Here is a 13,566-nt window from a genome sequence, read left to right as displayed (position 1 = left end):
TGACTAAAACCTTGGCGAATAATAAGGAACTGAATATCGCGCAGGAACCACGACATGCTTGTCGGCAGTCTCTTCTTCCACTACCGCAAAATCCGTCGCATACACATGTTCTTTAAAAGGCGCATGACCAATACGGCGCACGGTATCAATGAAGCTTTCCGCTTCCAACCGCTCGCGCAGATAAACCTGAAGCAAGCGATCGATCACTTCTGGCACCTGGTTAAATGTAAAAGACGGACCGATAATCTTACCAATTGAGCTTAGGTTACCTTCCGCGCCACCCAGCGATACCTGATACCATTCATCGTGATCTTTCTTTTCCACGCCGGTAATGCCGATATTGCCGATATGATGCTGTCCACAAGCATTGACACAACCCGAGATATTCAATGATATCTCACCGATATCATGCTGAAAATCCCAATCTTCAAACCGCTCGGCAATCAACTGCGCCAGCGGTATGGAACGTGCATTGGCCAACGTGCAAAACTCCGCGCCGGGACAACTGATGATATCGGTTAGTAAACCGATATTGGGTGCGGTCAGTTCCTGAGCAGTGGCTTCTTGCCATAACCGAACCAAATCCTTCTGCCGGACATCCGCCAATACCAGATTTTGTTTATGCGTGATGCGTAATTCACCAAAACTATAACGATCCGCCAAATCTGCGATGGCTTCCATCTGTTCAGCTGTAGCATCACCGGGTACACTGCCTGGTTTCTTCAACGACAAAACGACAATCGCATACCCTGGAACGCGGTGTGCTTTAACATTGCGTAACATCCAGTTGGAAAATGAGCGGCTATCCGCCTTGAATTCATTCAGTTGCGAATCATGATCGGTTAGTTTTTCATAAGCCGGATCAGTAAAGAAAGTGGTGGCGCGGCTGACTTCCTCACTGATTAAAGTGCCGGGGCCGTCCTTCAGATCTACCCAATCGGCTTCAACTTGACGTTTAAACTCATCAATCCCTAATGCCTTTACCAATATCTTGATTCGCGCTTTGTATTTGTTATCCCGTCGCCCATATTGGTTATAGATTCGCAAAATGGATTCGACATACGTCAAAATATGCTGCCCAGGCATAAATTCACAAATCTCACTGCCTATGATCGGCGTACGCCCCAATCCTCCACCCACCAGCACCCGGAAACCGATTTCGCCTCGCGCATTTTTTGTCACGGATAAACCAATGTCATGCGCATAGACAGCAGCGCGATCTTCTTTCCCGCCACTGATAGCAATCTTGAATTTTCGCGGCAAATAGGCAAATTCCGGATGAAAAGTGCTCCACTGGCGCAAAATCTCTGCATAGGGACGTGGATCTACCACTTCATCCTGAGCCACACCAGCGAATTCATCCGATGTAATATTGCGCACGCAGTTACCGGATGTCTGGATAGCATGCATTTCGACCGAAGCCAGATCAGCCAAGATATCGGGCGTATCTTCCAGTTTTAGCCAATTAAACTGAATATTCTGACGTGTCGTGAAATGCCCGTAATTACGATCATATTTGCGTGCAATATGGGCAAACATGTGCATCTGCTTCGACGATATCAAACCATAAGGCACTGCAATACGTAACATGTAGGCATGTATTTGCATGTACAAGCCATTTTGCAGCCGTAAAGGCAGAAATTCCTCTTCAGTCAACTCGCCGGAAAGACGCCGACGTACCTGATCACGGTACTGCTTGACACGATCATCCACAATTTGTTGATCATACTCATCATAGCGATACATTTTTAGTTTCCCCGCATATTCAGTCAAAGATGCTCAGTAAGGTGTGCAACAAAAATATCTTGATTAGTCAGTAATTAAACTGATCTTTTAGGATTCTTGGCTATAACGCTTGGACACGGGCAACAATAATGCTGCTTCCAAGGGGAATTTAGCGCCATACTTCATAATATGGTTTACATCATCATCCTCGTCATGCCTTAATGCCATACCAATATAAGCATGTTCACCGCTCTCACCCACCACCACACCAATGCGCCCGCCACAACCATTAAACCATGAGACATGTTTAGGTTTATTCTCAATATTTGTACTCATCAATCAATCCTATGTTTCATTAACGGGAAGCCGCTGAAGCCTGTCAATGAATCAGCAACTCACCATCATAGCCACTTATCATTCTTACACACAAAAAACAACTTCTTAATTATCGCCTTAAATTTATTGCACATTGATCATACTGTTCGGTTTTTGTTCCAATCCTCAAAAGTCAGTTTGATACCTGCCGCTACTACTTCGGGCAAAATATAGCAATGTTGCTATTCTATCAAAAAACGAAACGGGAATCGTCTTATGCCGTTTAATCACTGACAAAATGCAATACACCCATTTCACATAAAAGTTGATGTGAAATAGTACAGTTAGCTAAACAGTCAAAATATCAAAACACGAACAACAAGAACATCACACAGAATATTTACTCACTCTGACTGTGCTGGAGTCAATCAGGAAATCTGACACGACGCATCTAATAGGTAATTTCATTGAGTTATCTTTCTACTTCATTTTTTTAATCAGTAGCATCATAACAATACAAATTTATAATTCAAAATAATGTTATGTTAGATCGATATAACCACTTATTATTAACAGACACGACTTATGAAACTCCAGCAACTTCGCTATTTATGTGAAACTGCCAGCCAGGATATGAATTTATCCAAAGCGGCAAAAAAATTACATACCTCTCAACCCGCCATCAGCAAACAAATTCAGATGCTTGAGGATGAGCTCGGTGTAGATATTTTTTTGCGCAATGGTAAACGTATTGTACAAATAACGCCACCCGGGCAACTGATCATAAAAACAGCCACTCGGATGCTTCGCGATGCCGATAATCTAAAAAAAATTGCGCAGGAATTTACGAATGAAGCCGGTGGTTCACTGACTATCGCGACAACGCACACGCAAGCGCGCTATGCGCTACCCCCGGTGATCAAGCGCTTTACCGAACGTTACCCAAAAGTCAAATTAATCCTGCGGCAAGGAAGTCCGATGCAAATTTCTGCTTTAGTGACCTCAGGCGAAGCCGACATTGCGATTGCTACGGAAGCCATTGAACAATTCCAAGAACTCATATTACTGCCGTGTTATCAGTGGAATCGGTGTGTCGTTGTGCCACCCAAGCACCCGCTTCTGAAGTTAAAAAAACTTACATTGAAAGCGATTAATCAATATCCGATTATTACTTATGATTTTGCTTTTACCGGGCGCTCAAAAATCAATCAGGCGTTTGCAAGCCAGGGACTGGAACCCAATGTAGTGCTGACCGCTATTGACTCTGATGTGATCAAAACTTATGTAGAATTGGGGCTAGGTGTTGGTATACTGGCAAACATGGCTTTTGATCCCAAACGAGACAAAAATCTCAGATCCATTGATGCTAGCCATTTGTTTGAACCCAGCACGACACGCATCGGCATAAGCCGCAACAGTTATATACGTGGTTATGTCTTCGATTTTATCGAAATGTTTGCGCCGCACCTTGATCACGCCAGTATCCAAACAAAACTGGAAAGTAGTAAGTATGATGACTCAGAGGTTGCAAACTCATTCCCATTAAAAGCAAACACCCAATCATTTGTTGAGGTCAAAAAATGAAAACAATTCTTAGTTTGATATTGGCATCACTCATACTGGCATGCATTGCCCTTGGATCCGGCGCTTACAATATGGCGGCCACAGAAAAACACTGGAGTATTACGGAAAAGATTATTGAATGGGTGCGTGAAAGCTCCGTAGAAGCACGCGCGAAGAATCTGGAAGTGCCGCCATTGGATAATGCTGAGTTGCTGCTGATAGGTGCCGTACACTACAATGCCATGTGTACAACTTGCCATCTGGCCCCCGGTTTGAAGCCGACAGAACTGTCGATAGGTTTGTATCCACAAGCACCTGTATTCCATCAGCGCGAATCAGTCGATGATCCGCTCAAGAAATTAGAACACATCAGAGAATATTTCTGGGTAATAAAAAATGGCTTAAAAATGACCGCTATGCCAGCCTGGGGTCTTAGTCACGCTGATGATTCGATCTGGGCGATGGCGGCTTTTGTTCTCAAAATGAGCCATATGACACCTGAGCAATATGAGAACCTCATCAATTCAGCCAAAGACCACTCGAATGATCATGAACACAGTCATCATTAACTTGAATAACAAAAAAACAAGATTCGGTTTAGCCTGATTACCTGACCTGCTGCTTATCCAAGTACATAATTTTGATTCAATCGGTTATCGCCAAGAATCTTATTGCAAGCTACCTTTGCGCAAATTATCAGATTGGCGCTGGCCCTGACTCAATTTCCCTACGAATTGATCAATACTCAGAAGCGCTCGCAAAATTCCTGATTTCATCGGAACAATCATGCGCTGCCATTATCAGTGCCGATAATCCATACAGTCTACGGTTAAGCAATGAAAAAAATTGGGATGCACACGAATCACTCAGGAATTTCTTGATTTGTCATTCTTATCCGATCATTGAAAGCTTAAATCTTGATCCGGCTGACAGCTGGCCTGCAGAAAAAAGTTTTTTTGTGCCCGGACTGGATCTGAATACAGCTCAAACATTAGGACAGCAATATGATCAGAATGCGATTGTTTGGATCGGTAATGATGCAATACCCCGCTTGATCCTACTGCGCTAGAAACAATCGATTAAGCATTTGTTTCAACAGAAAATGACTCAACGCCACATAAGATATTGGGGCATCAAAAAATTCAGTGTAGCTGCCAACGCAAACCCGGTGCTATACTCATTACTTTAATAACAGTTTGGGAGATACAACTATGAAGCAAACACTCACCTTTCTGACTTTGGCTATATTCAGTTTCGGATTGCTTGCTTTTGATGCGGAAGCAAAGCGTATGGGAAGCGGTAAAAATATAGGCACACAACGTCAATCTGTTAACCAACAACAAGCTGCGCCTAACTCTCAGAAATCTTCTGCTGCAGCGCCTGCGGCAGCCGCTGCGGGGGGTGGAAGTAAATGGGGTGGCGCACTGGCAGGTCTTGCAGCCGGCGGTTTACTGGCCGCACTCTTTATGGGTGGTGCATTTGAGAACATTAATATGCCAGATATTTTGATTATGCTGTTATTAGCGGGTGCTATTTTCTTCATCATCCGCATGTTACGCAAACCCAAAACTGCAGAGTCCACACCCTCAATGCAATATTCCGGCACGAATACAAACACGCAAGATCGCTTCAGCACACCGCCTTTTACCACACCCGCAGGCACTGCAACAACGGATGATGACAGCGAAACCGCATACAGTCAGCCAAATATTCCGGCAGACTTTAAAGTGGAACCGTTCATACGCAATGCAAAGGCTTCGTTCATTCGTTTACAGACTGCGCATGATCATGGGAATGTCAACGAAATCCGTGACTACACAACCCCCGAAATGTTTGCGGAAATCAGCACGCAAATTAATGAACGAGGTGACGTACAACAGAAAACGGAAATACTGTTTATTGATGCCAATCTGCTCGAAGTTGAAACAACCAATGATTTGGCCATCGCAAGTGTCCGCTTTACCGGTCAGCTGCGCGATGCGCCCGATGGCGAACCAGAAGCATTTGATGAAATCTGGCATGTTCAAAAAGATCTTAAAAATTCTGATGCCACCTGGTTATTGGCAGGTATTCAGCAAGTTTCCTAGGTTAAGTTGCAATATAGCGTTATTGAATTAACCCGGCCGGAACGCACCTGTTTTTGGTTAAGCGATCAGGCGGGGTTAATTGAATTTTTTATCGCTTGTATCAACCCACACACAACTTTCCCCGATTAATCTTCAGCATTCATTTAATGATTGCGCCCAATCATTAACACCATGTATACGAGATTATCAAAAACTGTGATGGTCTTGGCTTTTGCACTGTATGCCTCGCTGGTAGTATTCAACAATTTGACTGATTACAACTCAAATTTTTCCCTCGTGACTCACGTCCTTACGATGGATACAACCTTTCCTGATAACCAGGGAATGTGGCGGGCTATTCATTTCCCCCTCATTCATCGTACGGTTTTTGGTTTCATCATTGGTATTGAAATCGTCATTGCAGGACTTTGCTGGCTAGGCGGTTTGCGTTTATATCAAAACCTTAAAGACCCTACATCCTTTAATCAGGCAAAAGGTTTTGCAATTCTGGGGCTAACACTTGGTTTTATCTTGTGGTTTACGGGATTTATGACAATTGGCGGAGAATGGTTCCTGATGTGGCAATCAGAAACGGCCAATGGACAGCAAGCTGCATTCCGTTTAGTTACGATAATTGGTATCACCCTCATCTATTTAGCCCAAACCGATGAAGAGAAACACCCATAAAAACCATACCTAACTTCAAATACTCCAGTTTATGATACCAATGCATCAATCCCGGCTTGGGCAATCTGCGCATCCTCGAATGATCTCACGCCACTGACACCGATCGCGCCGACAAATTGATTATTAACAGTAATCGGCAGCCCGCCTTCAATGGGCAATGTACCGGGTAAATTCAGATACCTCAGGCGTCCTTCCGCAATATTCTCTTCCCAGATTTTAGTCGGGCGACGAAAAGCAATAGCGGCACGCGCTTTTTCAATGGCCACGTTAATACTGCCGAACTGGGTATGATCAAGGCGTTGCAGGTAGAGCAAATGACCGCCGTCATCAACGATAACAATAACAACCGGCCATTCATTCCGCTTGGCTTCCGCTTCTGCACCCGCGGCTATTTTCTTGGCATCGTCCAGCGTGAGAATTATTTTGTTCGTAGTCATATCCACCTCTCAGAGCAGCAGGCCGGAATCCCTTCGGCACCAACTTTCGATTCAACAGAATATGAACCTGCAGCTTATTTTTATGTTGCGATAAAATCAAAATGACCTATTTAGTTTGTGGCAATGTTATTTAAATCCCGGCGCCGCCCTCGAACACTTCCTGACGCATCTGGGCCTGTGAAATATTACTGCCCGGTGGCACACTGCGCGTCAACCACACATTACCGCCGATCGTCGATCCTCGTCCTATGGTAATGCGCCCCAATATCGTTGCCCCAGCATAGATCACCACATCATCTTCAACAATAGGGTGGCGCAAATTGCCCTTCACCAAAGCACCATTCTCATCAACCGGAAAACGTTTGGCTCCTAATGTAACTGCCTGATACAGGCGCACATTCTGACCAATAATCGCAGTTTCACCAATCACCACACCAGTACCATGATCAATAAAAAACCTGCCGCCAATCTGCGCACCCGGATGTATCTCTATACCGGTTACTGAATGCGCAATTTCTGAAAACATGCGCGCGATCAATGGCGCGCTCAGACCATGCAAAACATGCGCCAGCCGGTAATGCGTAATAGCCATTATGCCAGGATAACAAATCAGTACTTCATCCACATTACGCGCCGCCGGATCACCTTCATAAGCCGCAATAATGTCGCTTTCCAGCAGACTCCGGACTTCCGGCAGCCGTTTGGCAAATGCCTGCGTAATGGCAACCGACTGTTCACGATCTTCATTGCTGAGAACTTCCAGGCCAGAGTTATAGTGCAGTTCATGTTGAATTTGCACCATTAATTCGCGCAATGTCATGTTCAGCGTATGCCCAACATAATAATCGATGCCTTCATCCGCAAATTCCGACGAACCCAGCCGATTAGGAAACAAGACCGCGCTCAGGCCCTCAGCAACGCCCATCAGAATCTTGCGCGACGGCAACTTGGGGGGCTTGTCGTGCCGCCGGTTACGGCTCTCCAGTGAAGCCATGCGTAAAGCACGCAACTCAGCAACAATATTCTCCACATCCAAATAAGCGCTCCACAAAAGAGGATCCTGCGTTCTCTTGATATCGTTCACGATGTCGTCAAACCCCGTTCATCAAACATGCCTTCAAAAAGAATACTGCTCAGATAACGTTCAGCAGAATCCGGCAAAATGACCACGATGGTTTTTCCGGTATTCTGCGGGCGTTTGGCATGGCGTACCGCAGCTGCCACGGCCGCGCCGCAGGAAATACCGGCCAGAATGCCTTCTTCACGTGCCAAGCGGCGCGCATACGCTATCGCTTCTTCATTACTGACTTGCTCTATCTCATCGACCAATGATAAATCCAGATTATCGGGAATAAACCCTGCACCAATTCCCTGAATCTTATGCGGCCCAGGCGCCAGTGATACACCGGCGCGCTTTTGCGACAATACCGCGCTCGCCGCGGGTTCAACCGCCACCGAGGTGATAGCTTTACCTTTGGTTTGCTTGATATAGCGGGAAACGCCGGTAATCGTGCCGCCAGTTCCCACACCTGCTACAAAAATATCGACGGCGCCATCGGTATCATCCCATATTTCCGGGCCGGTCGTTTTTTCATGAATTTCCGGGTTGGCTGGATTCTTGAACTGTTGCAACAGTACATAACGGCCCGGATCAGAAGCAACAATCTCTTCCGCCTTCGCCAAAGCACCATTCATCCCGCGCGCACCATCGGTTAATTCCAGTCTGGCACCCAACGCAATCAACAATTTACGGCGTTCTACACTCATCGTCTCCGGCATCGTCAACGTCAACGGAATTCCCCGCGCAGCGGCGACAAAAGCCAGCGCAATACCAGTATTACCACTGGTCGCCTCGATAATTTCTTTTCCAGGGCCGAGTATCCCGCGGCGTTCAGCATCGTCAATCATTGCAGCGCCAATGCGGCATTTCACCGAATACGCCGGATTACGTCCTTCAATTTTTGCCAACACCAATGCCGGTGCGCCGTCAGTCACCCGGTTAAGACGTACCAGCGGCGTACGCCCAATGGACAATGAATTATTTTCAAACCAATTTGCCATAAATTTTCCTTTTCTGTGTGATGCCTATTCAGACGACCCACCAGTCTTTCTTTAATCAAAGACAAGAGCCGCCCATTTCGACACGACTAAACCCAACGGATTAGCCAAAATCATAAGCATTTCACTATAACGCATTCGTTCTCAGGCTGAAAGTACATATGCTGCTATTTCATCAATTGATAAGGAACGTAGGCATTGGTAGCATTATCAGAATAAGTCATCTAGGAGTCTGTCGGGCTTAAGCAATCGTAGCGAGCCGAGTGGGGGAACAAGTGCGTATTTTCTCTATTTTGAGTCGCATAGTTTATCTATGCAACGAGAAATTGAGAAAATATGAGCCGTTATCCCACTGGCGCAGTAGATTGACCTTAAGTCCGGCAGACTCCTAGCACACGATCCCTGTCTTTAAACTGATTTAAACAGATTCTCTATCTACACTTGAAAGAAACTGGATTTCGTTTTAATCATCGTCGTGATAACCTCTATGATGTAATTGTAAAATTATTATGTTTAAAGCCTGTTCTGGCTGATTCATAAATTCTAATAAAGGAGAAAATCATGTCATTACGCATCAACGATATTACCCCGAATTTCACTGCAAAAACTACTCTGGGAACAATTGATTTCCATCAATGGATCGGTGATAGCTGGGCCATCCTGTTTTCTCATCCCAAAGATTTTACGCCGGTATGCACCACCGAATTGGGCTACATGGCCGGCCTGGAAAAAGAATTTGCACAACGCAACTGCAAGGTAATCGGCTTGAGTATCGATCCGATATATAACCATGCGCAATGGGCTAAAGACATTGAAGAAACCCAAGGTCACGCGGTTAAATTCCCGATAATCGGCGATACTAATTTGGCTGTCGCCAAGTTATATAACATGTTGCCTGCGGATGAATCAGGCACATCGGAAGGACGCACAGCCTTAACCAATGCGACCGTTCGTTCTGTATTTATCATTGGGCCGGATAAAAAAATTAAATTAATGATGACCTACCCGATGACCACTGGCCGAAATTTTAATGAAATTCTGCGTGTGCTGGATTCGATGCAGTTGACTGCGCAATACAAAGTGGCTACACCGGTTAATTGGAAAAAAGGTGAGGATGTGATCATTGTGCCCAGTGTCTCCAATGAAGAAGCGGAAAAACTCTTTCCACAGGGCTTTAAAACCATCAAGCCTTACTTACGCACAACGAAACAGCCCGGCTAGTTTAGGTTCGCTCTGCCCAAGTAGAGAAGTCAGTCTGAATAGCGATGAACGAACGCTAACTGAGTGGCTGCTCATGGATTCTTTGCTGCAATTCTTGCAGTTCAGACAATGCATATAAAAAACACAGCGGCGAATCAAAGAAGACTTCGATTCGCCGCTCGTTGAAAGTGGCATCAACTCCAATTTCTTTTAAAAGATCTAAAAGCTACTCATGGAATTGGCCTGAATTTCTAGTGGATCGTTTATTTTCCTTTCTTCATAGCATCACAACTATCGAGGAAGGCTTGCCGTCCAGCTTCATCGTTCTTAAAAGCTGTGAGGGATGACTCCAGTCCTCTTCCTGCACAATTTTCCGAACTTGCTTCGGGAACTCCGCCACAACCGATCAGTGCGATACTAAGGCCAATGATACAAACGACGCTATATTTAAAATTCATCTAAAATTTTCCTCTATAAAATATTCACTATGGCTTGATGGTTAAACTCGATTTCTCAATCGTTTGGCGCTGGCCCGGCCATTCGAACCCAACGGTATAATTCTACATGAATCCTCATAGTCATAGTATTTCTGTCATGCTTTAGGCTACATGGAGCAATAGGAGATTACCGTCATGTCATGGAGCCTAAAGAATTGGTACCGGAACCACATTCTTCAGCGAGAAGAAATACCCGATACCATTTGGCAAAAGCTAATCCATCTGCGCTGCCTGAAAGGGCTCAATCCTGAGGAGCTCTCGCGCTTGCGTGATTGCGCCACACTGTTTCTGCATGACAAGCAAATTTATGGCGCGCACGAACTGGAAATTACCGATGAAATGCGAGTGACGATTGCGCTGCAAGCTTGCCTTCTGATTCTGAATCTTGACTTGGATTACTACCAGAATTGGAGCCAGATTATTGTGTATCCCGGAGAATTTATTCTGGATTACGATTATGCGGATGAATTTGGCGTTGTGCATCATGTGCATCGTGTCGCATCGGGCGAAGCATGGTCTGCCGGGCCGGTGATTCTTTCCTGGCAGGATGCGGCAGATACGGATACCCATCCCGGGCATAATGTGGTCATTCATGAATTCGCACACAAAATTGACATGCTGTATGAAGGCGCCAACGGCTGCCCGGAGTTGCATGTGAACATGAGCGCGTATACCTGGCATGAAGTATTCAGCAGTGCCTATGCCAAATTCTGCCATCAGGTCGATAAGCGACATGAAACCATCATTGATCCGTATGCGGCAGAGAGTCCGGCGGAATTTTTCGCGGTGCTGAGTGAAGTATTTTTTGAACTGCCGTTCATCACGCAGCAGCACTTTCCCTCGGTTTATGAGCAATTAGTGCTGTTTTACCGCCAGGACCCGGCGCAGCGCTGGTGTTGAGTCTCGCTCTGTGGTTATTTTATTAACGCATGCTTATTCACAGCGTCAAGATCAATTTCTGTGTATGCGCTGACGACAAAATCTGCTTTTTCTAATTTCCCGGGATCATAGGTTGTCGTGATCGCAATGCACCACATTCCGGCACTTTTGGCGGCGTCGATTCCATGCGGCGCATCTTCAATGACGACGCAGTTTTCCGGCAATGACTGGAGTTGCTGCGCTGCGTACAGAAAGATGTCGGGATTGGGCTTGGAGCGATAGCCTACTTTGTCCAGCGTGTAGATTTTTTTTTCAAACAGTGCCGAGAGGTTAAGGCGCTGATCCACGCGTTTCAGTAGCTCTTGATCCATTGATGTTGCAATGCAGGTTTTGTAGCGGTTGCGCACGGATTCGTAGAATTCAAGAAATCCGGAGATGAAGCTGGTTTCATGAATAAAAAGATCCTGCACGATATCTGCACGTTCTTGCGCTAACGTTCCGGTATCTCCTGCAAATTGATACACTTGCTTCATCACCTCGACCCCTTCAGCAAGCGTCCGCCCGGTGAGTAATGGTTTGATCCGTTCCCGGTCATAGACAAAGCCCCTACGCTGCAAAAAGATTTCCTGCCCCTTGTCCCAGACCGCTTCCGTATCAATCACAATGCCTTCCGCATCAAAAATAATCGTATCAATCATGACATTGTGCTCAAATTAAAATAAATCGCTCAAGTGTGAAAACAGCCCTTTATTTCTTTAATAGCCCCCCAAGACTGCTTAATAATTCTTTGAAGGTTTTTTCTTTAATATGGCCATAGACTAGGAGAGCAGCTAACAACATCACGACAAAGAAGGTAAAGGCCAGTAGACCGAATTTCTCGTTGACCATCAAATAAAAACCAAGCCCGGAGAGCAGGGTTGCAAATCCCATGATGATGATAACCGGAGCGATTTTCCAGCCAGCGGGTTCAGAACGGGACTCCGGCGTACGCGCAGGAAGATCCGGATATTCTGTGCCCGCGTGCTTTTGCAAAACAGCCAAGGCAGGCAATGCTTTGGCTGTGGCCCAGGAAAATAGTCGCGGCCCATAAAAAGCCCCGGTGTTTTCATCGGTCTTGTCTTTAAGGCTATGCATGGCTTCATGCGCCAATGCACTTTTCTTATCATCCAAGTTCTCCGATCCCAACAGAAGTCGCATCAACAAGGTATCGGTCATGAACATAAAACCATAACCGCCGGTTTGGCCATGCGCAATTTTGGTTTGGTCAATTTCCACCCATTCTTCGCGCAGCCTGATGGCTTTATCCGGGTTCCGCAGCAGCCATTCGGTCGCCTGTTTTTCCTGTTCCGGAAATGTACTTAGATTATTGTTTCGCGCAATTTGCAATACCAGTGCAGCATGGATGGTATGGACGCCTTGCAGGGGGCCAGCTTCGCCGAATGAACCGCGCACTTCATCGCCCCCATCATTGTAATAAGCATTCACCAAATGTTGCAGACTTTCTGATATCTGGCTTTGATAAGCCCCAGGATAGGCATCGTAGGCATCCAGCAAAGCGGTCAGCGCAAAACAAGTCGGCATCAGCGCATCGGATTTGCCTCGGGCATAACTCCAGCCTTTTGTATTTTCATTTCTGCGCGCAAGCAGCCATATCAGCGCCAATTGCACAGGGCCTTCGTCGATTCCCCTGCCGGCTTTGATGAGCGCCTGAATCGCATAGGAAGTACGCACCAAATCCGGGATATCAACAGTTTTCCCGTCATCCGTGGTTAATTCTCGTGGCCATGAGCCGGCATCTTGCCCATTCAATGTCTGATGTTTCAGAAGAAAATCAACCGCGCCGCGGATCGAGCTGGTGCCCGCATGACAAATCCCGCTATCGATCAAAGCGATCATCGCCTCGGCAGTATTCAGTACATTGACATGACTGCCGCGACGCTCGCCCCATCCCTTCGATTCACTGTCTTGCTGCTGCTCCAGCCATCGGCCCGCATTTTTGATAATTTCAGTGATCTGAGTCATGGAATCCTCTCCAAAATTTTTCTTGATTAGAAAGATTCTTCAGCTTGCCGAAGCCAACGTGTTGGGCGAGGCCCGATAGTGGCTGCAGCGACGAACAGACGCAGAGGGAGCGCTTCA

At 46.0% G+C, this 13,566-nt stretch carries 15 protein-coding genes; 7 read left to right on the top strand and 8 right to left on the bottom strand.

Annotation, left to right across the window (positions count from 1 at the left end; genetic code table 11):
• Positions 1-3 precede the first annotated feature (3 nt).
• On the bottom strand, positions 4-1,746 hold the full coding sequence (locus ACH10T_RS07365) for a nitrite/sulfite reductase (protein ID WP_394808665.1): 1,743 nt from the start codon (positions 1,744-1,746) through the stop codon (positions 4-6).
• A gap of 87 nt (positions 1,747-1,833) precedes the next feature.
• The gene (locus ACH10T_RS07360) at positions 1,834-2,061 is read right to left on the bottom strand and encodes a hypothetical protein (protein WP_394808664.1); all 228 of its coding nucleotides are present in this window, start codon (positions 2,059-2,061) and stop codon (positions 1,834-1,836) included.
• A gap of 564 nt (positions 2,062-2,625) precedes the next feature.
• On the opposite strand from ACH10T_RS07360, the gene cysB reads away from it, so the two are divergent.
• The 5 genes from cysB (at position 2,626) to ACH10T_RS07335 (ending at position 6,356) form a co-directional block, all read left to right on the top strand.
• Positions 2,626-3,624, top strand: coding sequence for an HTH-type transcriptional regulator CysB (cysB, locus tag ACH10T_RS07355; protein ID WP_394808663.1), 999 nt, complete (start codon positions 2,626-2,628; stop codon positions 3,622-3,624).
• On the top strand, positions 3,621-4,172 hold the full coding sequence (locus ACH10T_RS07350) for a c-type cytochrome (RefSeq protein WP_394808662.1): 552 nt from the start codon (positions 3,621-3,623) through the stop codon (positions 4,170-4,172). Before cysB ends, ACH10T_RS07350 begins: the two co-directional genes overlap by 4 nt.
• 71 nt (positions 4,173-4,243) lie before the next feature.
• Positions 4,244-4,672: a DUF3293 domain-containing protein gene (locus ACH10T_RS07345; protein WP_394808661.1), complete on the top strand. Its 429-nt coding sequence runs from the start codon at positions 4,244-4,246 to the stop codon at positions 4,670-4,672.
• Between the two features lie 142 nt (positions 4,673-4,814).
• A complete protein-coding gene (locus tag ACH10T_RS07340) occupies positions 4,815-5,690 on the top strand; it encodes a Tim44 domain-containing protein (RefSeq protein WP_394808660.1) in 876 nt (291 codons plus the stop codon).
• A gap of 171 nt (positions 5,691-5,861) precedes the next feature.
• Positions 5,862-6,356 (top strand): DUF2165 family protein, encoded by a 495-nt coding sequence (locus tag ACH10T_RS07335; RefSeq protein WP_394808659.1) that lies wholly within the window; start codon positions 5,862-5,864, stop codon positions 6,354-6,356.
• A gap of 29 nt (positions 6,357-6,385) precedes the next feature.
• Here ACH10T_RS07335 and ACH10T_RS07330 read toward each other — a convergent pair whose 3' ends face one another.
• From ACH10T_RS07330 to cysK, 3 genes are all read right to left on the bottom strand, one after another.
• Complete coding sequence (locus ACH10T_RS07330) at positions 6,386-6,793, bottom strand: heme-binding protein (RefSeq protein WP_292992796.1); 408 nt, start codon at positions 6,791-6,793, stop codon at positions 6,386-6,388.
• Between the two features lie 130 nt (positions 6,794-6,923).
• The gene (gene epsC / locus ACH10T_RS07325) at positions 6,924-7,877 is read right to left on the bottom strand and encodes a serine O-acetyltransferase EpsC (RefSeq protein WP_394808658.1); all 954 of its coding nucleotides are present in this window, start codon (positions 7,875-7,877) and stop codon (positions 6,924-6,926) included.
• Positions 7,874-8,854: a cysteine synthase A gene (gene cysK, locus ACH10T_RS07320; RefSeq protein WP_394808657.1), complete on the bottom strand. Its 981-nt coding sequence runs from the start codon at positions 8,852-8,854 to the stop codon at positions 7,874-7,876. The genes epsC and cysK overlap by 4 nt, the downstream gene beginning before the upstream one ends.
• Positions 8,855-9,412: 558 nt before the next feature.
• Here cysK and ACH10T_RS07315 point away from each other — a divergent pair.
• Positions 9,413-10,072 carry a peroxiredoxin gene (locus ACH10T_RS07315; RefSeq protein WP_394808656.1) on the top strand — a complete coding sequence of 220 codons (660 nt, stop codon included), beginning with the start codon at positions 9,413-9,415 and terminating at the stop codon, positions 10,070-10,072.
• Between the two features lie 242 nt (positions 10,073-10,314).
• Here the strand turns inward: ACH10T_RS07315 and ACH10T_RS07310 are convergent, their stop codons facing one another.
• Positions 10,315-10,509 (bottom strand): entry exclusion lipoprotein TrbK, encoded by a 195-nt coding sequence (locus ACH10T_RS07310; RefSeq protein WP_394808655.1) that lies wholly within the window; start codon positions 10,507-10,509, stop codon positions 10,315-10,317.
• A 174-nt stretch (positions 10,510-10,683) separates the two neighbouring features.
• Here ACH10T_RS07310 and ACH10T_RS07305 point away from each other — a divergent pair, with 174 nt between their 5' ends.
• Positions 10,684-11,448, top strand: coding sequence for a M90 family metallopeptidase (locus ACH10T_RS07305; RefSeq protein WP_394808654.1), 765 nt, complete (start codon positions 10,684-10,686; stop codon positions 11,446-11,448).
• Between the two features lie 14 nt (positions 11,449-11,462).
• Here the strand turns inward: ACH10T_RS07305 and ACH10T_RS07300 are convergent, their stop codons facing one another.
• On the bottom strand, positions 11,463-12,125 hold the full coding sequence (locus ACH10T_RS07300; RefSeq protein ID WP_394808653.1) for an HAD family hydrolase: 663 nt from the start codon (positions 12,123-12,125) through the stop codon (positions 11,463-11,465).
• A 49-nt stretch (positions 12,126-12,174) separates the two neighbouring features.
• The gene (locus ACH10T_RS07295) at positions 12,175-13,449 is read right to left on the bottom strand and encodes a prenyltransferase/squalene oxidase repeat-containing protein (protein WP_394808652.1); all 1,275 of its coding nucleotides are present in this window, start codon (positions 13,447-13,449) and stop codon (positions 12,175-12,177) included.
• Positions 13,450-13,566: the final 117 nt, after the last annotated feature.

The organism is Nitrosomonas sp., from assembly GCF_043753625.1.
GTDB lineage: Bacteria > Pseudomonadota > Gammaproteobacteria > Burkholderiales > Nitrosomonadaceae > Nitrosomonas.
The sequence above is the reverse complement of the archived record's forward strand: the minus strand, read 5'-3'. Positions and strand labels throughout refer to the sequence as shown.